Annotated in this window: 25 protein-coding genes; 16 read left to right on the top strand and 9 right to left on the bottom strand. The window is 69.6% G+C overall.

Annotated features, from left to right (window positions below):
* Positions 1-149 precede the first annotated feature (149 nt).
* The 3 genes from ACIBF5_RS28180 (at position 150) to ACIBF5_RS28170 (ending at position 3,395) form a co-directional block, all read left to right on the top strand.
* Positions 150-2,513 (top strand): penicillin-binding protein, encoded by a 2,364-nt coding sequence (locus ACIBF5_RS28180; protein WP_396815950.1) that lies wholly within the window; start codon positions 150-152, stop codon positions 2,511-2,513.
* Between the two features lie 383 nt (positions 2,514-2,896).
* A complete protein-coding gene (locus ACIBF5_RS28175) occupies positions 2,897-3,136 on the top strand; it encodes a hypothetical protein (protein ID WP_396815911.1) in 240 nt (79 codons plus the stop codon).
* 55 nt (positions 3,137-3,191) lie between these two features.
* Positions 3,192-3,395, top strand: coding sequence for a hypothetical protein (locus tag ACIBF5_RS28170; RefSeq protein WP_396815910.1), 204 nt, complete (start codon positions 3,192-3,194; stop codon positions 3,393-3,395).
* 29 nt (positions 3,396-3,424) lie between these two features.
* Here ACIBF5_RS28170 and ACIBF5_RS28165 read toward each other — a convergent pair whose 3' ends face one another.
* Genes ACIBF5_RS28165 through ACIBF5_RS28155 form a run of 3 tightly spaced genes read right to left on the bottom strand, consistent with a single transcriptional unit; the run spans position 3,425 to position 4,675 of the window.
* Entirely contained in the window at positions 3,425-3,964 is a 540-nt protein-coding gene (locus tag ACIBF5_RS28165; RefSeq protein ID WP_396815909.1) for a DUF1360 domain-containing protein, read from the bottom strand.
* A 53-nt stretch (positions 3,965-4,017) separates the two neighbouring features.
* Positions 4,018-4,350, bottom strand: coding sequence for a hypothetical protein (locus ACIBF5_RS28160; RefSeq protein ID WP_396815908.1), 333 nt, complete (start codon positions 4,348-4,350; stop codon positions 4,018-4,020).
* A 1-nt stretch (position 4,351) separates the two neighbouring features.
* The gene (locus ACIBF5_RS28155; protein WP_396815907.1) at positions 4,352-4,675 is read right to left on the bottom strand and encodes a DUF6158 family protein; all 324 of its coding nucleotides are present in this window, start codon (positions 4,673-4,675) and stop codon (positions 4,352-4,354) included.
* Positions 4,676-4,844: 169 nt separating this feature from the next.
* Between ACIBF5_RS28155 and ACIBF5_RS28150 the strand changes: the two genes are divergently transcribed.
* Both ACIBF5_RS28150 and ACIBF5_RS28145 read left to right on the top strand, forming a co-directional pair.
* Positions 4,845-5,258 (top strand): hypothetical protein, encoded by a 414-nt coding sequence (locus ACIBF5_RS28150; protein WP_396815906.1) that lies wholly within the window; start codon positions 4,845-4,847, stop codon positions 5,256-5,258.
* A 16-nt stretch (positions 5,259-5,274) separates the two neighbouring features.
* Positions 5,275-5,610 (top strand): DUF3817 domain-containing protein, encoded by a 336-nt coding sequence (locus ACIBF5_RS28145; protein WP_396815905.1) that lies wholly within the window; start codon positions 5,275-5,277, stop codon positions 5,608-5,610.
* Positions 5,611-5,808: 198 nt separating this feature from the next.
* Here the strand turns inward: ACIBF5_RS28145 and ACIBF5_RS28140 are convergent, their stop codons facing one another.
* Positions 5,809-6,009 carry a DUF397 domain-containing protein gene (locus ACIBF5_RS28140; RefSeq protein ID WP_396815903.1) on the bottom strand — a complete coding sequence of 67 codons (201 nt, stop codon included), beginning with the start codon at positions 6,007-6,009 and terminating at the stop codon, positions 5,809-5,811.
* A gap of 392 nt (positions 6,010-6,401) precedes the next feature.
* On the opposite strand from ACIBF5_RS28140, the gene ACIBF5_RS28135 reads away from it, so the two are divergent.
* A complete protein-coding gene (locus ACIBF5_RS28135; protein WP_396815902.1) occupies positions 6,402-7,265 on the top strand; it encodes a helix-turn-helix transcriptional regulator in 864 nt (287 codons plus the stop codon).
* A 32-nt stretch (positions 7,266-7,297) separates the two neighbouring features.
* Here the strand turns inward: ACIBF5_RS28135 and ACIBF5_RS28130 are convergent, their stop codons facing one another.
* Positions 7,298-7,768: a DUF6232 family protein gene (locus ACIBF5_RS28130; RefSeq protein ID WP_396815901.1), complete on the bottom strand. Its 471-nt coding sequence runs from the start codon at positions 7,766-7,768 to the stop codon at positions 7,298-7,300.
* Between the two features lie 72 nt (positions 7,769-7,840).
* On the opposite strand from ACIBF5_RS28130, the gene ACIBF5_RS28125 reads away from it, so the two are divergent.
* The 3 genes from ACIBF5_RS28125 to ACIBF5_RS28115 all read left to right on the top strand — a co-directional run bounded on the left by ACIBF5_RS28125 (position 7,841) and on the right by ACIBF5_RS28115 (position 10,262).
* A complete protein-coding gene (locus ACIBF5_RS28125; RefSeq protein WP_396815900.1) occupies positions 7,841-8,257 on the top strand; it encodes a hypothetical protein in 417 nt (138 codons plus the stop codon).
* Between the two features lie 331 nt (positions 8,258-8,588).
* Positions 8,589-9,551, top strand: coding sequence for an NlpC/P60 family protein (locus tag ACIBF5_RS28120; protein WP_396815899.1), 963 nt, complete (start codon positions 8,589-8,591; stop codon positions 9,549-9,551).
* 9 nt (positions 9,552-9,560) lie between these two features.
* On the top strand, positions 9,561-10,262 hold the full coding sequence (locus tag ACIBF5_RS28115) for a hypothetical protein (RefSeq protein ID WP_396815898.1): 702 nt from the start codon (positions 9,561-9,563) through the stop codon (positions 10,260-10,262).
* Positions 10,263-10,318: 56 nt separating this feature from the next.
* On the opposite strand, the gene ACIBF5_RS28110 is transcribed toward ACIBF5_RS28115, so the two are convergent.
* The 4 genes from ACIBF5_RS28110 to ACIBF5_RS28095 all read right to left on the bottom strand — a co-directional run bounded on the left by ACIBF5_RS28110 (position 10,319) and on the right by ACIBF5_RS28095 (position 14,495).
* Positions 10,319-11,308 (bottom strand): RNA polymerase sigma factor RpoD/SigA, encoded by a 990-nt coding sequence (locus ACIBF5_RS28110; RefSeq protein WP_396815949.1) that lies wholly within the window; start codon positions 11,306-11,308, stop codon positions 10,319-10,321.
* Positions 11,309-11,703: 395 nt separating this feature from the next.
* A complete protein-coding gene (locus tag ACIBF5_RS28105) occupies positions 11,704-12,606 on the bottom strand; it encodes a MurR/RpiR family transcriptional regulator (protein WP_396815897.1) in 903 nt (300 codons plus the stop codon).
* Between the two features lie 9 nt (positions 12,607-12,615).
* Positions 12,616-13,626, bottom strand: a complete 1,011-nt coding sequence (locus ACIBF5_RS28100; RefSeq protein ID WP_396815896.1) for an NAD-dependent epimerase/dehydratase family protein — start codon at positions 13,624-13,626, stop codon at positions 12,616-12,618.
* Between the two features lie 92 nt (positions 13,627-13,718).
* Positions 13,719-14,495, bottom strand: coding sequence for a dTMP kinase (locus ACIBF5_RS28095; protein WP_396815948.1), 777 nt, complete (start codon positions 14,493-14,495; stop codon positions 13,719-13,721).
* Between the two features lie 217 nt (positions 14,496-14,712).
* Between ACIBF5_RS28095 and ACIBF5_RS28090 the strand changes: the two genes are divergently transcribed.
* The 7 genes from ACIBF5_RS28090 (at position 14,713) to ACIBF5_RS28060 (ending at position 20,420) form a co-directional block, all read left to right on the top strand.
* Positions 14,713-15,336, top strand: a complete 624-nt coding sequence (locus ACIBF5_RS28090; protein WP_396815895.1) for a nucleotidyltransferase family protein — start codon at positions 14,713-14,715, stop codon at positions 15,334-15,336.
* Positions 15,333-15,608: a hypothetical protein gene (locus tag ACIBF5_RS28085; RefSeq protein WP_396815893.1), complete on the top strand. Its 276-nt coding sequence runs from the start codon at positions 15,333-15,335 to the stop codon at positions 15,606-15,608. The genes ACIBF5_RS28090 and ACIBF5_RS28085 overlap by 4 nt, the downstream gene beginning before the upstream one ends.
* A gap of 10 nt (positions 15,609-15,618) precedes the next feature.
* Positions 15,619-16,395 (top strand): metallophosphoesterase, encoded by a 777-nt coding sequence (locus ACIBF5_RS28080; protein ID WP_396815892.1) that lies wholly within the window; start codon positions 15,619-15,621, stop codon positions 16,393-16,395.
* Positions 16,386-16,529, top strand: a complete 144-nt coding sequence (locus tag ACIBF5_RS28075) for a GPGG-motif small membrane protein (RefSeq protein WP_170208550.1) — start codon at positions 16,386-16,388, stop codon at positions 16,527-16,529. The genes ACIBF5_RS28080 and ACIBF5_RS28075 overlap by 10 nt, the downstream gene beginning before the upstream one ends.
* A gap of 438 nt (positions 16,530-16,967) precedes the next feature.
* Positions 16,968-18,314, top strand: coding sequence for an ABC transporter substrate-binding protein (locus ACIBF5_RS28070; protein ID WP_396815891.1), 1,347 nt, complete (start codon positions 16,968-16,970; stop codon positions 18,312-18,314).
* Between the two features lie 71 nt (positions 18,315-18,385).
* The gene (locus ACIBF5_RS28065) at positions 18,386-19,450 is read left to right on the top strand and encodes a carbohydrate ABC transporter permease (protein ID WP_396815890.1); all 1,065 of its coding nucleotides are present in this window, start codon (positions 18,386-18,388) and stop codon (positions 19,448-19,450) included.
* Position 19,451: 1 nt separating this feature from the next.
* Entirely contained in the window at positions 19,452-20,420 is a 969-nt protein-coding gene (locus ACIBF5_RS28060; protein ID WP_396815889.1) for a carbohydrate ABC transporter permease, read from the top strand.
* Positions 20,421-20,441 lie beyond the last annotated feature (21 nt).

Genomic DNA, 20,441 nt, shown 5'->3' with positions numbered 1-20,441 from the left:
GGGTGCGGATCAGGCGTACCCGGAGGTGGTGTCGAATGCCCGCGCACCGACAAGCTCGCCCGCACCGGCTGTTCCCTCGCCGCCGATGGTCCGTCACACGGCGGCCGGGCTGGTCGGTGAGGCGGGTCCGGCTGTTCCGGATCGGCCTGATGCTGGTCGCCGGTCTCGCCGCCGGGGTACTGGTCGCCGCGGCGGCCTTCCCCGCGCTGGCACTCACCGGGTTGGCGGCGAAGGCCGGCGCGGAGGCGTTCGAGAGCCTCCCGGTCGAACTCCGGGTGGCCACGGCGCCTCAGGCGAGCCGCGTCTTCGCCTCCGACGGCCGGACCCCGCTCGCGGTCTTCTTCGACGAGAACCGTCAGGACGTGCCCCTGGCCGACGTCGCCCCGGTGATGCGGGACGCCATCGTCGCCGCCGAGGACCACGCCTTCTACCGGCACCGGGGGATCGACCTGCGGGGTTTCCTGCGGGCGATCGTGGCGAACACCATCGGCGCCCAGCAGGGCGCGTCGACGCTGACCATGCAGCTCGTACGCATGTCCGCCACCTATTCGGCGCAGGACCCGCAGGCGGTGATCGAGGCGGTTGAGGACACGAAGGCGCGCAAGCTGCGCGAGATGCGGCTGGCCTCGATCCTGGAGGCGCACCTGAGCAAGGACGAGATCCTCCAGCGGTACCTGAACCTGGCACCGTTCGGGCACGGCACGTACGGCATCTCGGCGGCGAGCCGGTTCTACTTCGGCAAGCGGCCCGGGGAACTGACCGTGCCGGAGGCGGCACTGCTGGCCGGGCTGGTCAAGGCACCGAGCTTCTACGACCCGCTCGACCGTTCGGGGCGGGGCGCGACGGAGACGCTGCACCGGCGGAACTGGGTGATCGGGCAGATGGTCGAGACCGGTGCGGTCAGCGAGGCGGACGCGAGCGTCGCGCGGGCCGTACCAGTGGCGGTGCAGGGCCGGGTGCCGGCGAACGGCTGCGCGGTCACCGGCAAGCAGCACTGGGGTTTCTTCTGCGACTACCTCTACCGCTGGTGGCTGAGTCAGGAGACGTTCGGCGCCACCGAGTACGACCGGGAGCGGCGGCTGAAGGGCGGCGGCTACCGGATCGTCAGCAGTCTCGACGCGGTCACGCAGGAGGCAGCGCACCGCAACCTGGAGGAGAAGATGCCGACCGGGTCCGCCCAGGCGTTGATGCTGGCGGCGGTCGAGCCGGGCACCGGCCGGGTACGGGCGCTCGCCACGAACCGCACCTTCGCGATCGACGACCCGGAGAAGCCGGGCAACGGTCCCGCCACCGACCCGGCGAAGGCCGGTGCCGGGGTTCGGGGCACCTATCCGCGTACCACCAATCCGCTGCTGACCGGCGGTGGTGACGTGCACGGGTACCAGGCCGGCTCCACCTTCAAGATCTTCACCATCGTCGCCGCACTGGAACAGGGCATCCCGCTATCGCACGAGATCGACGCCCCGCAGCGGTACGAGTCGCGGTACACCGTCGAGCGGGACAGCCCGGCCGCCTGCCCGGGGACCGAGCGCTACTGCCCCGGCAACTACGAGGAGAAGATGGCCGGCCGGCACGACATGTGGACCGCGTTCGGTTCCTCGGTCAACACCTACTTCGTGCCGCTCACCGAGCGGGTCGGCGCGGGCAACGTGGTCGACGTGGCCCGGCGGCTCGGGATCGGGTTCCGGGCGCCGGCGGACGCGGCGCTTGGCGGTGACCCGAAGTCGGCCGACCGCTGGGGTGCCTTCACCCTGGGCGTCTCGGCGACCACGCCGCTCGACCTGGCGAACGCGTACGCGACTCTGGCGGCGGGCGGCCGGCACTGCGTACCGACGCCGGTGCAGGAGATCCGGGACCGGTCCGGCGGCCCGCTCGACGTGGTACGGCCGCGCTGCGATCAGGCGGTCGAACCCGAGGTGGCGTACGCGGCGATCGACGCGGCCCGCTGCCCGGTCGGGGACAGGTCCACGGCCAACCGGTGCCGGGAGGCGACGGCGGGGGACGCGCGCCAACTGGTCGGTCATCCGCTCGCGGGCAAGAGCGGCACCACGGACGGGCGCCGTACGGCGTCGCTGGCGTTGACCACCACGTCGCTCACGGTCGCCGGCATCCTGGCCGACCCGGACTGGCCGGACGGGACCGTCGAGATGCCGCGTGAGGTGGTGAATCCGGCGGTGTCGGGAACTTTGGCGGAGGCGATGCGGGGCAAGCCGAAGCGTGACTTCCCGAAGGCGTCGGCCGCGCTGATGGGGGTGCCGGAGCGGGCCGTACCGACGCTCGACTGCGTACCGGCGGAGCGGGCGGCGCAGACTCTGCGGGAGGCCGGGTTCCGGGTCTCGGTCAACCCCGAACCGGTCGACTCGGACTGCCCTGCGGGCGCCGTGGCCGGCACCGAACCGGCGAGCGGCGCGGTCCTCGGTGGCGTGGTGACGCTTCGGCTGAGTAACGGCCGGTTCGCCGCGACCGCGGGTGTTCCGGGGTCACGCCGGGCCGACCTCCCGCCGGACCGCTGAGCCCGGCCATGAGCCGTCGTGCCGGCCGAGTCATCGCCGGCCCACCGACCCACCTGGGGAGGTCGACCGGGAGGCCGCCCACGACCGGGGTCGTGGGCGGCACCGGAGAAAAACTACGCCGCCCACGGCTGTTGCCATGGGCGGCGCTGGTGTCGGTGTGCAGGTCGCCTCTCGGCGAGTGGCACGACGCGGCTCCAGCCGAACGGTATTCCGCGAAGGCAATTAGGTGAGGCCCGGGGACACTGGTCACACCGACAGTCATCACAACGAGCCGACCCCGCCCAGGATTCCGTCCGTCGCTGTGGCCCATGTCACTCTCCGACCGTCGCGGTCGGGTCCTCGGCGGTACGTCCCGGAAGTGCCGTCCGTCCCCGTCGGTGTGTTTGACCGTCCCGCCACCGGGTAGCCGGGCCTGCGTGACCGACGATCAGCTCCGTCCCGTTCTCGACGACCTGTTGGACGACCTCTACGACGGTCAGGAACGGGTCACCCAGGCGGAAATCCATCGCCGCGCCGTCGCCGCCGAGTTGCCGGCCGAGCTGCTCACCAGGATCACCGCCATGCCCGAGGGCGAGTACGCGGTCGACGAGGCCGCCGAACTGCTCGGCGGTACCCCCGCCTGACAGCGCGGGTCCGGCGGGTGGGGTGGGAATCGCCCACAGCACACCAGGAGGATCGATGAGTCAGTACGGCCAGCAGGGCGAGCAGAACCAGCCGGCGGTCGGCGAGCCGCAGCAGCAGGGCCAACAGGACCAGCAGGACCAGCAGCAGGGCGACTTCGGCGAGCAGGAGCAGCAGCAGTCCGACGAGCAGTTGCTCAGCGGCGAGCAGGCCGACCAGGACCCGCAGGCACCCGAGGGCTGGTCCGACCTGGAGGAGTGAGGCCGGGCGGGAAGCCGGACCCGGCGGGGTCAGCCCGCCGGGTCCGGCCCCGTGGACGCCTCGGCCGCCTGTTGCGCGGCGGCGTACGCCAGTTGCAGGAAGTCGGACGCGGCGATCGCGGTCAGCGCGGTCGCCACCAGCCGGGTCAGCCGGGGGGCGAGGACCAGCCCGCCGGTCAGCCCGGTGGCGACCCAGACCGCGAGGCAGAACGGACAGCTCAGCAGTTCACCGAGGGCGTGCCGGGTGCTGCTGCCCTGGTCGCGTACCTGCTCCATCACCTCGCCGTGCCCGATCGGGTGGTCGTAGCTGGTGAACGGGGCGCGCAGCGGACTGGTGACGGCGTCCTTGCTGAGCAGCCGGCTGAGCTTGTGTGTGGCGATGCCGAGCAGGACGACGTCCGAGTGCGACGGGGCGTGCGGCACCGGCCGACCGGTGGCCCGTACCACGCCGGTGAGCCCTGCGATCACCCCGCCGTACGCACCGAGTGCGACGAGGTAACCGCCGAGCGGCCGGTGTTCGTGGGGCGCGTACGCCTGGCGAAGCCGCGCCACCCTGCTTCGTACGTCCATGACCCGGTCCCCTCGATCGGTCGTGTCCACCGCCGGTGCCCCGGTTCGGCTGGTCAGCCGGGGGTCAGGTTCTCCTCGACCTCCCGGGCCAGGTTGACCAGCGACTCGTCGGCGAGTTGGTCGAGTCCGTGGTCCGGCGGGTCGGCTTCGAGTTCGAGCCGTACCTCGGCGCCCCCGGCGTCGGTGGGGCGGACGTGGAGCCGGGCCGACCAGGTCGGTGAGCCGGTGGTCTCCCAGTGCGCCCCGAGCGTGTCGGTGACCCGGGCTGGTGCGCCGCCGTCCCGACGCAGCGGCGCGGGCAGCCACGCGTCGACCCGGTCGGGGTCGGTCGCGGTGTTGAAGACCACCTCGGGCGGGGCGTCCATGCCGCGCTCGGCGCGGGCCACGTCAGTCGCCGTCCCGCAGTCGGGCCGGGTCGACCTCTCGTCCGGGGTGCCGGCTGAGGTATTCGGTCTCCAGCTCGGCGGTGCGCCGCAGGTGGTTGGCGAGTGCGGTGTCGGCGGCGTGCCGGAGCGTGTCCAGTCGGGTCCGGTGCAGGCTCCGCAGTTCCCGGACCAGATCGTCGTCGCCGAGTTCGGCCGGGTCGATGCCGAGGTCGTCGGTCTCCTCGACCACGACCGCGGCGGCGGTCACCGGATCATGGGCGTGCAGGTGGTCGCCGTCCCACTTCCCGACCCGCTGTTCAGGGCTGTCGTCGACGGACCCGGTCATATCGAACTGGGCACCTCGTGCTGAATCGGTCATCATCGCCCCCGGTTGCTCGACTGGGTTGGCGACTGGACGGTTGCCCGCGTCGGGGACGCCCCAAACCACCCGACGTCGAGCACTACTACGACGCCACGTCGGAGAGCCGGACGGATCGCCGGTACGCTCTAGAGCCATGAGACGGTTGTGGACGCTGGCGTGGGTCGCCCGCCACGTGCTCACCATCGTGCTCGTGGCCGGGTTCCTCGCGCTGGGCTGGTGGCAGATCAGCCGGGCTGCCGACGGCAACACTCTGAGCTGGGCGTACGCCTTCGAGTGGCCGATCTTCGCCGGCTTCGTGGTCTTCCTGTGGTTCCGTGAGGCCCGACACACGCTCCGTCCTGGGAACCCGGACGAACCGACGCCGCCCGCCGCACCGGTCAGCGCTCCGGGCGTACGGCGGCCGGTCCGCTCGGCGCGTACCAGCGCCCGGGTCCTGGTACCGGCGGAGGAAGTCGATCCTGAGCTGAGCGAGTACAACCACTACCTGGCGTGGTTGAACGCGAATCCGGGCGCTCGGCCCGGCGACTACCCCGGCCCTGGCCGGTAGGAAGGAACGGAACGACGTGGGCGCAGCCCTGACCCGATACCGTGTGATCGCCTATGTGGTAGGCGTCGTGCTGATCCTGCTGGTGGTGGTGGGGATGCCACTGAAGTACGGCTGGGACGAGCCGGTGGTGGTGGAGACGGTGGGTCCCGCCCACGGCTTCCTCTACATGATCTACCTGGTGGCCGCGTTCGACGTGACCCGCCGGGCCAAGTGGCCGCTGGGCCAGATGCTGCTGGTGATGCTCGCCGGCACCGTCCCGTTCGTGTCCTTCTACGCCGAACGGGTGGTGAGCCGCCGGATCAACGCCCAGGTGCGGGAGGAGCAGCCGGAGCCGCAGACCGTGGCCGGCTGACCCCCGGCCGGCCGGACCCTCGGGCGCCCCTCCCGCACGGCAACAGGGCCGCCTTCCACGTCGATCCGACGTCACACGCCGGATCGGGGCGCACTGGCCGGCGTTCCTGAGTGAACCATGAGCCGGTACGTGAATCCCGCGCCGCCGGGGCGCTCCGTGCGACGCGTCACCGGCCGGCCAGGGTGACGGGGTGGGGGCTCAGCCCCGGTCGAACTCGCCGAGTCGGATGGTGTCGACGAACGCCTGCCAGGCGGTCGCCGGGAAGACGACGTGGCGCTCGGGGTCGGTGGAGTTCCGTACCGCCATTCCCGCCGTCACCTCGGCAACCTCGACGCACTTCTGGGATTCGCATCGAGTGCTCTTCCGCCACGTACCCGCGACGGAATCCGGCTGCGGCATGCGTCCTCCTCGGCACCCGTTACCTTCACGGCAGGTGCCGCGACGAGCAGACGATACCGGTCGATCAGCGGGGCGGACAGCCCGCAAATGCACGGATTATGGTGCTTCATCTTTGGGTTACACCGAGCGCCACGGTACGACTCCGGCCCGCTGCAAACCTCTGGTGTTGGTTTGCGCGGCCGGTGTAGCCTGCACGATAGCCTTCCTATCTGGCAGGTAGCCGATCGCCAGGTGGCACCCCGGAAACACCCCCGCTCCGAGGACACACCGCTCTGAGGACACACCCCGCTCTGAGAAGGACCGGACCCGCCCAGGACCGGATCTGACGACACCGGCCAGCGCCCCCTCGCTCAGCCGCCGGTGTGGTGCCGTTGACGGAGAGAAATCTGCTGATGAGCACGGCATTCGGCCCAACGGTGGGCAGACGCAGACTTCGCTCGGCGATCCGCCGGGCCCGGGAGGCCTCCGGGCTGACCCAGGAGCAGGTTGCCCTCGCCATGGACTGGTCGCTCTCCAAGCTGATCCGGATCGAATCCGGCTACGTCTCCATCTCCACCAATGACGTCAAGGCGCTGCTGCACCACTACCAGGTGACGGACCCGACCCAGGTGACGAAGTTGGTGGAGCTGGCCCGGGTGGCCCGGCAACGCACCTGGTGGTCGCAGTACCGGGACAGCGTGCCGCCGGCGTACTACGCGTACATCGGCCTGGAGGCGGAGGCGTCGAGACTCTGCTTCTACCAGTCGGTGGGCATGCCTGGTCTGCTCCAGACCGAGGCGTTCGCCCAGGCCGTGGTCCGGTCCGTCATCCCGAACTTCAGCGACGCGAGCGAGGCCCAGGCGTCGGTGGCGCTGCGGTTGCGGCGCCAGCGCGAGGTGCTCGACCGGCCGGACCCACCCGTCATCGACGTGGTGCTCGACGAGGCGACCCTGCACCGCCAGACCGGCGGCCGGGAGGTGATCCGCGAGCAACTTCTCAACCTGGTCCGGCTCGGCAGGGTGGAGCACATCACGGTGCAGGTGTTGCCGTTCACCTCCACCATCTACACCCCGCTCGGCCAGTTCGTGATCGTCTGCTTCGACGGCTCCGAGGAGACGGACGCGGTCTACCTGGAGAGCACCGGGTTGGAGGACGTACTCGACCACCCGGAGTCGGTCACCTCGCACCTGATGACCTTCGAGGGACTACGACGGGCGGCGATGAGCCCGGCGGAGTCCCTCGAACGGATCGCGGCCATCGCGCACGATCTGGCCTGATCCGGCACGGCGTCGCTCGACCGAGGCGTCGGTCAGTGGGCCGGCGGTTCCCACGGCGGCGGCGCGGTGACGACGGGTTCGGCCACCCCGCCGTACCGGGCGACCTCCTGTGCCCGACGCAGGGCCCGGCTGAGCTGGCCGAACTGACGTTCCTGGTCGCTGCTGAACAGGAGCATCATCTCGCCCCGGTAGCGCCCCCACAGTTCCCACGTCGGCGGCCTCAGCCTGTGCCCGAGGAACGCGAGCAGCACCGGAACGAACGCGGCGGCGCCCAGCGCCAGGTAGGTGGCGGCGTTGAGCCGGTAGAACTCGCCGGTATAGCCGAAAGCGATGCCGATCACGACCAACACCCCGCCGGTGACCACCACGGCCCGCACGGTGAGCGGGTCGTGCGGGCCGCGCGCGGTCCTGAGTTGGGTCAGCTCGGTGACCGGGAACCGGCGTCCGGCCACGGTGAACCATTCGCTGGTGACGCTGACTCCCGGCTTGCGGTAGAACTCCACCGGCGCGGGCCGATCGGCCTCTCGACCGGTGACGGATTGTGTACTTGGTCGGCGCGCGGAGTCGCGAGTAGGATGCATGACAGCCTCCAACGGCTCGTGAGGCGGGCTGTGGTGTGGCGTGGTGAAGAGTGGTTTGTAAAGATCGGCACTTGGTGGCAGCCAGGTGCCGATCGTCGTTTGCAACGATGCCGTTGCGAGAAATCGATTCCCGCTCTGCAATCATTGTGCGAAGCACGTGCCAGCAGAGGGAAGGGCTATTTCAGCCACCTGGCAGATTTCCAGGCGGCAGCTAGCTCACTGGACAGATTTATGTCCTTCTTTGCGGCGCTTTACCCCACCGACAACCCGTACCTCATTTGCCAACACCGGCCAAAAGGGCAATCGGCGAGTCCCGGTGCAGGATCCACCGCTTATATCACCAAGCGGTTCCACCTCACCACGCCACGTGATCAGGACATTCGAGAAATCGTTCGGCTCGTCACACAATGATCGACCCCCACTGTTGCCACGGCCGGTTCGGGGACTAGGTTGGTTTTCGCTGGTCCGGTGGTCAGTCATCCCTCTGGGTGACGCCGGCCCGGCGCCGCCGAACCGCACCGGCCGGACGTGACCACGAGGTGACACTCCGCATTCGCGCCCGGGACCACTCCACAGCGGACGCGACCGCCCCCGGGCGGGAGACGGCCGACGTGCTGGGACTCACTCCCCAGGGCGCGCACCGCGCGACCGAGCGGATACACCGGCTCGACCTCGTCCCGGAACACCGGAACCGGGGATCGCGACACCGATCGGCGGCGAGAACGGAAGGGGCTCCGCACTCTTGCCATCCGCGCGGATCCTGTTGCGCTCGCTCGTCCTGGCGGGTCTGGCGGTCGGGCTGATCGCGCCCACGACGATCGCCCAGGCGGAACCCTCCGCCGCCGAGCTGACGCAGCAGATCAACAAATCATCCACCGAGTTGGAAAAGATCGTCGAGTCGTACAACAAGCTCAACGAACAGATCAAGGGCACCAAGGCCGCGGTCGCCGACCTCGGCACCAAACTCGGGCCGCTGGAGCAGCAGGCGACGCAGAGCCGGGCCGAAGTGGCGGCGCTCGCCACCAAGGCGTACAAGGCGGGCGGACTGCGTACGGCGGACGCGCTACTCGGCGACAACGCCGCCGAGAGCCTGGTCAACCGGCTCGGCACCCTCGACTACCTGGCCCGTAACCGGGAAGAGCAACTCGCCGACCTGACCGCCTCCCAGCAGGAGTACGTCGACCAGAAGGCCCGGCTCGACGCGACGCTGGCCCGGCAGACCTCACAGGCCAAGGAACTGGACGCCGGCAAGAAGAGGATCGAGGGCGAGATCAAGAAGCTCTCCGAGATGCGCCGCAAGGCGTACGGCACGGTGAGCACCAGCGGCAGCAGGTACACCGGCACGATCCCGGCGGTCTCCGGCAAGGCCGGCGTCGCCGTCACCTACGCGTACAACGCGATCGGCAAGCCTTACGTCTGGGCGGCCGAGGGACCGAACGGCTACGACTGCTCCGGCCTCACCCTGGCCGCGTGGAAGGCCGCCGGCAAGTCGCTACCGCACAACGCGGAGATGCAGTGGAACCAGGTGGCGCACATCAGTCGGAGCTCGCTCCAACCCGGTGACCTGGTCTTCTACAGCGGGCTCGGGCACGTGGCGCTCTACGTCGGCAGCAACCAGGTGATCCACGCACCGAGCTTCGGCGAGAGCGTGACGCTGGCCAGCGTCGACATGATGACCCCGTACGGCTACGGCCGGGTCGGCTAACCTGCCCGGGTGACCACGCCCGAGACCCCCGACGCACTGGCGGGTGCGGCGATCGAACGCCTGACGCCGCACCTGCCAGCGGTCGGCACGACCGGCCCCGACACCCCGGGCGTGGATTCCGCCGCCCGCTCGCTCCACCGGACCGTCGCCGCCCGGCTACACGAACTCGGCGAGACCGAGGCGCTGGCCGCGTTCGTCCGGCAACCCCGAAACGACTCCCTCGTACGGCGCCTGCTCGCCACGGCGATCCGGGAGGACCCGGCGTACGCCGCCGAACTCACCGCCGCCGTGGCCGCCGTCCCGCCCACCGGCGCCGTGACGAACAGTCCCGCCGGCACCACGACCGCCGGCACCACGACCGAGACCGCCGCCGCCCCTCCACCCGCTCCGCCCCGAACCGGAGGGCGCTTCTCCCGGCGCGCACTCCTGGTCGGGCTGACGGTGGTGGTGGTCGTGGTGGCGGTGGTCTGCCTGATCGCCCGGAACATCCTCGGTGACCTCGACGACAGTGGTGGCCTGACCAGCCAGTCCTCCTGCGCGGATTTCCGTCAGGCACCAAAGGAGGACCGGATGCGGGCGCTCCAGGCGATCGCACTGGCGCGGGGCGTTCCCGAGTTGGACAGCCCGTTCGGGCTGACCGCGGTCACCGAGGCATGTGCCGCCCAGCCGGAGCGGCGTGTCGGCGACGTGATCGCCAGTTTCCGCGACTGACCCCCCGTACGCGTGCGGCCGGCACCCTGTCGGGCACCGGCCGCTCGCGTTGTCGGTCAGGCGGCCTGGAGGCCCTCCGCACGGGCCAGCTCGCGAAGCCGGCCAAGCGCCTGGATCTCCAGTTGGCGGATCCGCTCACGGGAGAGCGAGAACCGCGAGGCGACCTCGGTGAGCGAGTGCTCGCGACCGTCCTCCAGCCCGTACCGGGCCCGCATGATGCCCGCCGAACGGTCGTCGAGGTGGTTGAGCAGCCCTTCGATCCGCTGCCGCTCCAGTGCGGTCAGCACGATCTCCTCGGGCGACGGGGCGTCGCTGTCGGCGACCAGGTCACCGAGGTTGGTGTCGCCGTCGTCGCCGACCGGGGTGTCCAACGACACCGTGTCCTGCGACCAGCGCACCAGTTCGTGCACGCGCTCCACGGTGACGCCCAGCGCTGCCGCGATCTGCTCCGGCTCGGGGTCGGAGCCCAGCTCACGGGTGAGCTGACGCGCCACGTTGCGCATCCGGTTGACGTCCTCGACCAGGTGCACGGGGAGCCGTACGGTCCGCTCCTGCTGGGCGATCGCCCGGCTGATCGCCTGACGGATCCACCAGGTGGCGTACGTCGAGAACTTGTATCCCCGCTCGTAGTCGAACTTCTCCACCGCCCGCACGAGGCCGGTGTTGCCCTCCTGGATCAGGTCGAGCATCGGCATCCCGGAGCGTACGTAACGACGGGCGATCGAGACCACCAGTCGCAGGTTCGCCCGGATGAACAGGTCCTTTGCCCGCTCCCCCTCGACCACCAGGCGCTCAAGCTCCTCGCGACCGACGCCGGCCGGAACCTGCTCGGTGTCGAGCAGGTGTTCCGCGTAGAGGCCCGCCTCGATCGACTTCGAGAGGTCGACCTCCTTGGCCGCGTCGAGCAGCGGTGTGCGCGAGATTTCGTGCAGGTAGACGCCGACCAGGTCGCGCTCCTCGGCAACCTCGTCGGTACGCATCACGATGCTCTTCTCCACGTCGCTCACGGTCCCCTCGTCTGCCCCGGTTGCCCGGTTACCTGCCATCCCCACGTTCATCAGCCCTCCCCCGTAACCCCTGCTGTGCCCTGTGGCGCTGACACCTACACAACAGTTGAAACGCGTTGGGGATTCCATCTCGTGGGTCGAAAGTGTCACGAATGCCTGAGTAGTTCCTGTGAGCACGATCGAAGCTTGCTGTCAGGAGGCCCGTTTCACCGCCCAAAACCCGGTTCCGCGCTGATTCGCGGATCGGTGACGCAGCTCTTGAGCCTGCTAAATGGCAACACCGCGACATAACGACGCGCAGCGATCCGCATCACCGCTGGGCTGCGATCCTCGTCACTGCAACAACACGCGCCGGGATCCTGGTCGGTTCACCACGGTCCGGGAATACCCCTGTGAGTGGTGAACAATCCGGCCGGCCCGCAAAGTCCCCTTGATCAACAGATCCCGGTGGTCCGCGTACCGAGCGCCTCGGCTACGGCCGCCAGAGCCCGCCCGGCCCGTTTCCGGCCGCGGCTCGCCAACCCGACGAACAGGCAGTCGACGACGGTGAACTGGCCCAGGCGGCTGGCCGTCGCGCCCGTCCGGTACGTGGTCTCCCGCCCCGCCGTGAGCAGTACGACATCGGCCACCCCGGCGATCGGCGACCGGGGCAGGCTGGTCAGGGCGACGGTGGTCGCGCCCCGGTGCCGGGCCTGCTCCAGCACGGCCAGGGTCGCGGAACTCTGCCCGGAGTGCGAGATCCCCACCGCGACGTCACCCCGGCCGAGCAGCGCGGCCGAGGCCAACGCGGTCTGCCCGTCCGGGAAACAGGAGACCAGCCGGCCGATGCTGTGCAGCTTCCGCTGGAAGTCCAGGGCGGCGAGTCCGCTGGCACCGGCCCCGTGGACCTCGATCCGGCCGGCCCGTTGCAGGGCCGCGACGACCTGCTCGCAGACGACCGGATCGAGCCGCTCCGCGGTCTCCGTGACGGTTCGGGCGTCGTGGTAGGCGACGGTCGCGATGACCTGTGCCAGACCTGCGCCGGGCGGGATGTCCCCGGTGACCACCCGTCCGTCCGGTGGTTCTGTCCGCCTGGCCGCCTCGGCCGCCAGGCGGATACGCAGTTGCGGGTAACCCCTCAGCCCGACCGAGCGGCAGAACCGGACAACCGTCGCCTCCGAGGTCTCGGCCGAGGTGGCGAGATCGGTGATCGTACGGCGGGCGGCACCAGCCGGATCGGCCAGGACGAACCGGGCCACCCGTTGCTCGGCCGGTGAGAGGGACGGCAGCAGAGCACCGATCTGGATAATCAGCCCACCCGGCTCATGACCTGGGTAAACCTGCGCAATCTTCCCCACCAGCGAAAGCTACTGACGGGCGGCCCACTCCCGCAACACCTCCGCCTCCTGCACGGGCCGCAACCCGCCCACCTTCACCTCGTCGGGGCGTGTCCGGATCCACTCCAACGTCCTGGCAGCGGTCTGGGCGATCGGCCGGGTCCGCAGCCCCGCGGCCAGCGAGTCGGTCACGTCCCGGGCCAGGAAGCCGCCGTACTCGGGCAACGGCATCCAGAGTGGCAGGGACCTTTCCCCGGTCCAGGGCCGGATGTCCCGGGCGACGAGGAAGTCCTGCTCGACCCAGGTCAGCTCCGGGTCGGGCCGACCGACACCGGCGGCGACCTCGGCCAGGAAACGGCTCCGGGGCAGCGGTGCGCTCATCCCGTCGAAGGTGCCGGCGAGGCCGTTCTCGGCCGCGTACAACAACCACTGGGCCAGGTCGTCGACGTCGACGAGTTGGACCTGGTCGTCCGGGGTTCCGGGAGCCAGCACCTCGCCGCCCCGAGCCAACCGGGCCACCCAGTACGGGAACCGGTCGCTCGGGTCCTCCGGCCCGACGATCAGGCCGGCCCGGCAGACGAAGGCCCGTTCCGGGCTGACGCCGTCGCGTACCGCGTCTTCGCAGGAGACCTTGCAGGGACCGTAGAACTCGGCGTGCTCCCCGACCGGGTTGTCGACCTCGACCGGGGCGGGGGCGGTGAGCTTCGCCGTGGCGGCCCGCTGACCCGGGGTGGCGTTGTCCGCGTAGACCGAGCAGGTGGAGACGTACGACCAGTGACCGGCCCGGTCGGCCAGGGCGGCCACCGCGTGCCGGGCGTGGCTCGGCCGCCGGGTCACGTCGACCACCGCGTCGAACCGCTCACCGTCCAGAGCGGACAGATCCCCCGGGGCGTCGCGGTCCACCTGGACGAATCTGGCCCCCGCCACCGGCTCGCCGGAGACGCCACGGGCGGCGCAGGTGACGTGGTGGCCGGAGGCGACGGCGAGCCGGGCGACCGCGCGGCCAAGGAAGACGGTGCCACCGAGAATGAGAAGGCGCATGCCACTGATCCTGCTGCCGGCCCGGCTCGATCAGCCAGCCCCGTCTGCCGACAGCAGAACCGCTACGCGTTGCGCGCAACCCGACAGATGGGTCAGCCGATCGAGCCGACGGCCCGGCCCAGCACCACCGGAGGCTGCGGGGACGCCACCGGTGGCGGTGCCGGCACCGGGGCCGGCGACGGCTCGGGCGACCTGACCGTCGGCGGCGGCCCCGGTGTGAGCCAGGGCCGCAGGTAGACGGCGATCTGGGCGGTCACCTCGTCCGGAGGACGGTTGGCGTCGATCACCACGAAGGTGGCGTACTCCGGCAGGGAACGGTAGGCGGCGTCGGCCGCGACGAGGTACTCCATGCTCTCGTGGTCGGTGCCCCGGATGCCGATCCGCCGGTACGCCTCGGCCGGCTCGACCGAGAGCAGGAAGGTCACCTCGGGCTCGGGAAAGAACCGGTAGAAGAAACGGGCCAGCCGTTCTCCGCGGCTGCTGCCGCTGTGTACCCGGACGCTGGCGTACTGGTCGACCGCATAGCGGTCCATCACCGCCAGCCGGCGACGTACGGCGGAGCGGAGCAGCGCGCGGACGATCGCCAGCCCGCGCAGTATCGATTCGACGATCAGCAATCCGGTGGGGCCGAGCAGCCGCACGGCGTCCGGGCGCCCGAGTCGCCGGGCGGCTCGGCCGAACCAGCGCCGACCGCCGGCATTGCGCCAGTAGGTGGAGTGCACACCCGCCCGGTTGAGTGCGACGGCGAGCCGGTGTGCTTGGGTGGTCTTACCTGAGCCATCGATGCCGACAAGCGCGACGACGCGGAGTCGCCCCCTGCCGACCGTTTCACGGTGCCGATCCTGCGCAGATGGGGCCACGCTCAGCAACGGTACCGGGCGTTCGCACTCCTCGATGCATTTCATAATCGTATGGGGTGAATTTCCGGAAAAGGCGTGCGGCTTTTGGGCAATAATGGGGCCATTGCCGGACGGGGTGGATCTCGACCGGCGCGCCGTCCCAGGTGTGAAGGAGCAGGGTGCGGGGTACCGACAAATCTGCACCCAACCGACCAGATGCCCGCCACAACCCACCACGGGAGCTGTCATGGATCACCGCGGGGACGAGGGCTTGCTGCACACCCTCAAGCGGGTCGCCGCCGTCCTCAAACAATCCGAGATTCCCTTCGCCCTGGGCGGAAGTTTCGCCGTATACGCCCACGGCGGCCATTCGAGCGACCACGACGTCGACTTCCTGCTCCGGGAGGAAGACACCGAACGTGCCCTGGAGGTTCTGGTGGCGGAGGGTTTCGTCGCCGAACGCCCACCGGAGGACTGGCTGGTCAAGGTCTACGACGACGGCCGGCTGGTCGACCTGATCCACCGCCCGATCGAAACCCCCGTCACCGACGACACCCTGGCCGACACCGTGGTCCGCCCGGTCGACGCGATCCACATGCCGGTGCTCACCGCGACCCGCCTGATGGTGCACAAGCTGCTCAGCTTCTCCCAGCACTACTGCGACTTCGCCCGTGGGCTGCCACTGGCCCGCTCCCTGCGCGAGCAGATCGACTGGGCACGGGTCCGCGAGGAGACAGGGCACTCGCCGTACGCCGAAGCGTTCCTGATCCTGCTGAACCGGCTCGACGTCGTACCCGCGACCGACACGGCGGCCACGACCACGGCAGCCGACATCGAGGCCACGCGGGCCGAGAAGGAGGTGCTGGCATGACCGAACACGACCGGGTCGCCGTCGAGCGGCCCGACGACTACCTGGAAGCAGCCGTGCAACGGCTGTTGACCGAGAACGCCGACATCGCCGAACAGGGCATCAACGTGGTCCGCCGGGACCAGTCACTGGTGCTCTACGGCGAGGTGGAGAGCCAGCAGCGACGCGAGGAGATCCTGCGCCGGGTCGCCGAGGCGTACCCGGACCTGCCCCTGAAGGTCGACATCGGACTCATCCGCGCGCAGGCCCCGACCGAGGTGGAGGAACTGCCGTGAGGGAGGCGACATGGTGATCCGGATCGCCGCCGTCGGCGACGTACACCTCGACGAGGACGTGGTCGGCCGGTTCCGGCCGGCACTCGACCAGATCGCCGAGTACGCCGACGTACTGCTGCTCGCCGGGGATCTGACCCGGCACGGCTCCGAGTCCGAGGCGCGCTGCGTGGCCACCGAGTTCGGGGGGCTGGACGTGCCGGTGGTGACCGTGCTGGGCAACCACGACCACCACTGCGACCAGGTGCCGCAGGTGGTACGGGTGCTCGAGGATGCCGGCATCACCGTGCTGGAGGGCACCGGTGTGGTGCTGAAATGCGGCGAGCATCGGCTCGGCATCGCCGGCGCCAAGGGCTTCGGCGGCGGATTCGCCGGCCGGTGTGCGAGCGAGTTCGGTGAGCCGGAGATGAAGGCGTTCATCCGGACCACCACCTCGGTCGCGGACCGACTCGGCACCGCGCTGCGGGAGCTGGAGGCGGACGTACGGGTGGCGCTGACCCACTACGCGCCGGTGCCGGACACCCTGGCCGGTGAACCGTTGGAGATCTACCCCTTCCTCGGCTCCTATCTGCTCGGTGAGGCCATCGACTCGGCGCCGACGGCGCTCGCGATCCACGGCCACGCCCACCACGGCACGGAGCGCGGCACCACGCCCGGCGGGGTACGCGTACGCAACGTCGCGCACCCGGTGATCAAGCAGGCGTACAGCGTGTTCCACCTCTCGGAGGAGGCGGATCGGGCCAAGGTTTCCACGGAAATCGGGTCGGGTATTGACCGGTCATGGACCTGATTCTTTGGATTCTCGCAGTCGTACTGGTGGTCTCCGGCGTGCTCGCACTGTTCCGGCGGCAACTGCTCTGGGGCATCGTCCTCATCATCATCGGGCTGCTGGTGGGCCCGGGCGGGGTCAGCATCTTCAACTAGCGGCTTGATCCCGTATCCCCTCGATCCGATCCCTCCCCCCTCCCCGGAAGACCTCCCCCTTCCCCCTCCTCTCCTCCCGTTCCGAAGCGTTCCCTTCGACCCGCCGGGGTCGTCGTACCGGGTTCTCGTCCTCCCCGACGGAGGCCCGGTGCGGCGACCCCGGTGTCGTACCCGGCGGCTGTCGTACCCGCCGCAGACGACATTCCGGCCGCTCGATCGCTGAATCACGCAAGATCCACTATGTGGAACAGGGGCAATCGTCCCGCCCCACGTCGGAACGGCTGCCGGTAAACGAGCAGGTTTCCGAATCGTTACGGGCTCGTGCCACAGGAGGGGTGGACGGCTCCACCTGCAAGCGCTTACATATGGGCACGCCCATCGGGGCCGGCGTCACCGACGGGACACCCCGACGACCGCCGGCGAAGGAAGGAGGACGGCATGGCGGTCTTCACCAGACCACGCCAGGCCCTCGTGATCGCCAGCGCGCTCGCGCTGACCTTCAGCGCCACCGCCTGCTCGTCGAGTGGCAGCGACACCAACAGCAACGCGGACTCCCCGGAGTGCGCCGCCTACGAGGCATACCAGGGCAGTGACGGCGAGAAGGTCAGCATCTACGCGTCGATCCGCGACGCCGAGGCCGACATCCTGCAGGACTCCTGGTCGCAGTTCGAGAAGTGCACCGGGATCGAGATCGACTACGAGGGCAGCGGCGAGTTCGAGGCCCAGTTGCAGGTACGGGTGGACGGCGGCGACGCCCCGGACATCACCTTCATCCCGCAGCCCGGCCTGCTCGCCCGGTTCGCCGCGGCCGGCAAGCTCAAGGCGGCGTCGGCCGAGACCAAGACGATGGCCGAGAAGAACTTCTCGCCGGACTGGCTGAAGTACTCCACCGTCGGTGGCACCTTCTACGGGGCGCCGCTCGGCTCCAACGTGAAGTCCTTCGTCTGGTACTCCCCCAAGACATTCAAGGAAAAGGGTTGGCAGGTCCCGACGACCTGGGCCGACCTGCTCACGCTGAGCGAGAAGATCGCCGCCAGCGGCGAGAAGCCGTGGTGCGCCGGGATCGAGTCCGGTGACGCCACCGGCTGGCCGGCAACCGACTGGATCGAAGACCTGATGCTTCGTACGGTCACGCCGGAGGTCTACGACCAGTGGACCACCCACGGGATCGCGTTCAACGACCCTCGGGTCGTCAGCGCGCTCGGTGAGGCCGGCAAGATCCTGAAGAACCCGAAGTACGTCAACGGCGGCTACGGCGACGTCAAGAGCATCGCGGCCACCTCCTTCCAGGAAGCCGGCCTGCCGATCCTCCAGGGCAAGTGCGCACTGCACCGCCAGGCGTCGTTCTACGCCAACAACTGGCCGGCGGGTACCAAGGTGGCCGAGGACGGCGACGTGTACGCCTTCTACTTCCCGGCGGTCGACCCGGCGAAGGGCAAGCCGGTGCTGGGTGGTGGCGAGTTCGCCGTCGCCTTCGCCGACCGGCCCGAGGTGCAGAAGGTGCAGACCTACCTCGCCTCCGCCGAGTACGCCAACGGCCGCGCCAAGCTCGGCAACAACGTCTCCGCGAACAAGGGCCTGGACGTCAACAACGTCCCGAACCCGATCGACAAGCTCTCCGTGGAGATCCTCCAGGACCCGAACACCGTCTTCCGCTTCGACGGCTCGGACCTGATGCCGGCGGCCGTCGGCGCGGGCACGTTCTGGAAGGGCATGATCGAGTGGATCAACGGTAAGGACACCGCTGCCACTCTCGACCAGATCGAGAGCACCTGGCCGAAATGAGTTCACCCGGTGGTCCGGTCCGGCGTCCCGGGCCGGACCACCGGTTCGTCTAGTGGCCCCGGGGAGGGCGGATGAACTTCGACTTCGCGGACGAGGCACCGAAGCTCGTCATGCTGCTGTACGGGCTGGTGGCTTTCGTCGTCGTGGTCGGCGGCCTGCTGCTCCTGCTCGATGTCGTACCGAACTGGTTCGCCCGCCGGCGTGAGGCCCGGCTGGTCGCCGTCACGGCCGGCGGTGGTCCGCAGGCCGGCGCCGTCCGAGCCCGGCGCCCCAAACGCGCCGAAGGACTCTTCGGCCTCTTCTTCCTGCTCCCCACCGTGCTGCTGCTCCTGGTCGGCCTGGTCATCCCGGCGATCCGGACCGTGGTGCTCTCCTTCATGGACGGTGGCAGCGACGCCTGGGTCGGGCTGCGCAACTACGGCTGGCTGTTCAGCCAGGACGAGATCGTCCGCGTCCTGGTCAACACGCTGATCTGGGTCATCCTGGTGCCGCTGCTGGCCACCACCACCGGCCTGCTCTACGCCGTCATGGTGGACAAGGCCCGGTTCGAGGCGGTCGCCAAGTCACTGATCTTCCTGCCGATGGCGATCTCGTTCGTCGGCGCCAGCATCATCTGGCGGTTCGTCTACGCCTACCGGGGTGAGGGACAGGAGCAGATCGGTCTGCTCAACCAGGTGGTGGTCTGGTTCGGCGGCGAACCCCGGCAGTGGCTGCAGGAGCCGCCGCTGAACACACTGCTGCTGATCGTCATCCTGATCTGGATCCAGGCCGGCTTCGCCATGGTGGTGCTCTCCGCCGCGATCAAGGCGATCCCGGGCGACATCGTCGAGGCCGCGCGGCTGGACGGGGTCACCCCGTGGCAGATGTTCTGGCAGGTGACGCTCCCGAGCATCCGGCCGGCGCTGATCGTCGTCGTGGTGACCATCTCGATCGGCACACTCAAGGTCTTCGACATCGTCCGGACCGCCACCAACGGCAACTTCGACACCAACGTGATCGCCAGCGAGATGTACAACCAGGCGTTCCGCTACGGCGAGACCGGCCAGGGCTCGGCACTCGCGGTCTTCCTCTTCGTCCTGGTGATCCCGATCGTGATCTACCAGATCCGCAACCTGCGCAAGCAGCGGGAGGTATGACATGACCACCGCCGTCCCCGTACGCGCCGGCACCGCCGCCTCCGCGACCGACCAACCGACCACCGTCGGCGGCCGGGTACGCAAGCGGCTGAACAGCCGAACCGCGACCGTGGTCTCGATCGTCATCGCGGTGGTCTGGACGCTGCCCACCTTCGGCCTGTTCATCTCCTCCTTCCGGCCCGAGGACCAGATCAAGACCACCGGCTGGTGGACCTTCTTCAGCGACCCGCAGTTCACCTTCGAGAACTACCAACAGGTGCTCTTCGGTCGCTCGTCCTCCTCCGGGCAGCTCGCCAGCTACTTCGTGAACTCAGTGGTGATCACCATTCCGTCGGTGCTCTTCCCACTGGCGTTCGCCGCGCTGGCCGCGTACGCGTTGGCCTGGATCAACTTCCGCGGCCGGGACTGGATCTACATCGGCATCTTCGCACTCCAGATCGTGCCGCTGCAGATGGCGCTGGTGCCGCTGCTCAGGTTCTTCTCCCAGGGCGTGAGCCTCGGCGGCGTCACCCTGATGCCGGCCTGGGACCTCGCCGACGAGCAGCGCTTCGTCCAGGTCTGGTTCGCCCACACCTGTTTCGCCCTACCACTCGCCATCTTCCTGCTGCACAACTTCGTCTCGCAGCTCCCCCGGGACCTGATGGAGGCAGCGCGGGTCGACGGTGCGACCCATCCGAAGATCTTCCGGACGATCGTGCTACCGCTGATCACCCCGGCGATCGCGGCCTTCGGCATCTTCCAGTTCCTCTGGGTCTGGAACGACCTGCTGGTCGCGCTGATCTTCGCGGGGGGCGGGGACGAGACCGCGCCGATGACGGTACGTCTGGCCGAGATGGCCGGCACCCGGGGCAGCGAGTGGCAGCGGCTCACCTCGGGAGCGTTCGTCTCGATCGTCGTACCGTTGATCGTCTTCCTCTCCCTACAGCGGTATTTCGTCCGTGGTCTGCTCGCCGGCAGCGTCAAGGGCTGAGCCCGGGGCGCCCGACGGAGG

The sequence above is a fragment of the Micromonospora sp. NPDC050417 genome, assembly GCF_044458865.1.
In the GTDB taxonomy this organism is placed as follows: domain Bacteria; phylum Actinomycetota; class Actinomycetes; order Mycobacteriales; family Micromonosporaceae; genus Micromonospora_G.
The sequence above is the reverse complement of the archived record's forward strand: the minus strand, read 5'-3'. Positions and strand labels throughout refer to the sequence as shown.

Excerpts from the sequence above, each read along its gene's own strand:
- ACIBF5_RS28165 (WP_396815909.1), bottom strand. The coding sequence starts at position 3,964 with ATGGACGTACGAAGCAGGGTGGCGCGGCTTCGCCAGGCGTACGCGCCC.
- ACIBF5_RS28080 (WP_396815892.1), top strand. The coding sequence starts at position 15,619 with ATGGTGATCCGGATCGCCGCCGTCGGCGACGTACACCTCGACGAGGAC.
- ACIBF5_RS28170 (WP_396815910.1), top strand. The coding sequence starts at position 3,192 with ATGAGTCAGTACGGCCAGCAGGGCGAGCAGAACCAGCCGGCGGTCGGC.
- ACIBF5_RS28125 (WP_396815900.1), top strand. The coding sequence starts at position 7,841 with ATGCATGACAGCCTCCAACGGCTCGTGAGGCGGGCTGTGGTGTGGCGT.
- ACIBF5_RS28135 (WP_396815902.1), top strand. The coding sequence starts at position 6,402 with ATGAGCACGGCATTCGGCCCAACGGTGGGCAGACGCAGACTTCGCTCG.
- ACIBF5_RS28150 (WP_396815906.1), top strand. The coding sequence starts at position 4,845 with ATGAGACGGTTGTGGACGCTGGCGTGGGTCGCCCGCCACGTGCTCACC.
- ACIBF5_RS28070 (WP_396815891.1), top strand. The coding sequence starts at position 16,968 with ATGGCGGTCTTCACCAGACCACGCCAGGCCCTCGTGATCGCCAGCGCG.
- ACIBF5_RS28090 (WP_396815895.1), top strand. The coding sequence starts at position 14,713 with ATGGATCACCGCGGGGACGAGGGCTTGCTGCACACCCTCAAGCGGGTC.
- ACIBF5_RS28065 (WP_396815890.1), top strand. The coding sequence starts at position 18,386 with ATGAACTTCGACTTCGCGGACGAGGCACCGAAGCTCGTCATGCTGCTG.
- ACIBF5_RS28110 (WP_396815949.1), bottom strand. The coding sequence starts at position 11,308 with ATGGCAGGTAACCGGGCAACCGGGGCAGACGAGGGGACCGTGAGCGAC.
- ACIBF5_RS28155 (WP_396815907.1), bottom strand. The coding sequence starts at position 4,675 with ATGACCGGGTCCGTCGACGACAGCCCTGAACAGCGGGTCGGGAAGTGG.
- ACIBF5_RS28075 (WP_170208550.1), top strand. The coding sequence starts at position 16,386 with ATGGACCTGATTCTTTGGATTCTCGCAGTCGTACTGGTGGTCTCCGGC.
- ACIBF5_RS28140 (WP_396815903.1), bottom strand. The coding sequence starts at position 6,009 with ATGCCGCAGCCGGATTCCGTCGCGGGTACGTGGCGGAAGAGCACTCGA.
- ACIBF5_RS28180 (WP_396815950.1), top strand. The coding sequence starts at position 150 with ATGCTGGTCGCCGGTCTCGCCGCCGGGGTACTGGTCGCCGCGGCGGCC.
- ACIBF5_RS28060 (WP_396815889.1), top strand. The coding sequence starts at position 19,452 with ATGACCACCGCCGTCCCCGTACGCGCCGGCACCGCCGCCTCCGCGACC.
- ACIBF5_RS28085 (WP_396815893.1), top strand. The coding sequence starts at position 15,333 with ATGACCGAACACGACCGGGTCGCCGTCGAGCGGCCCGACGACTACCTG.
- ACIBF5_RS28100 (WP_396815896.1), bottom strand. The coding sequence starts at position 13,626 with ATGCGCCTTCTCATTCTCGGTGGCACCGTCTTCCTTGGCCGCGCGGTC.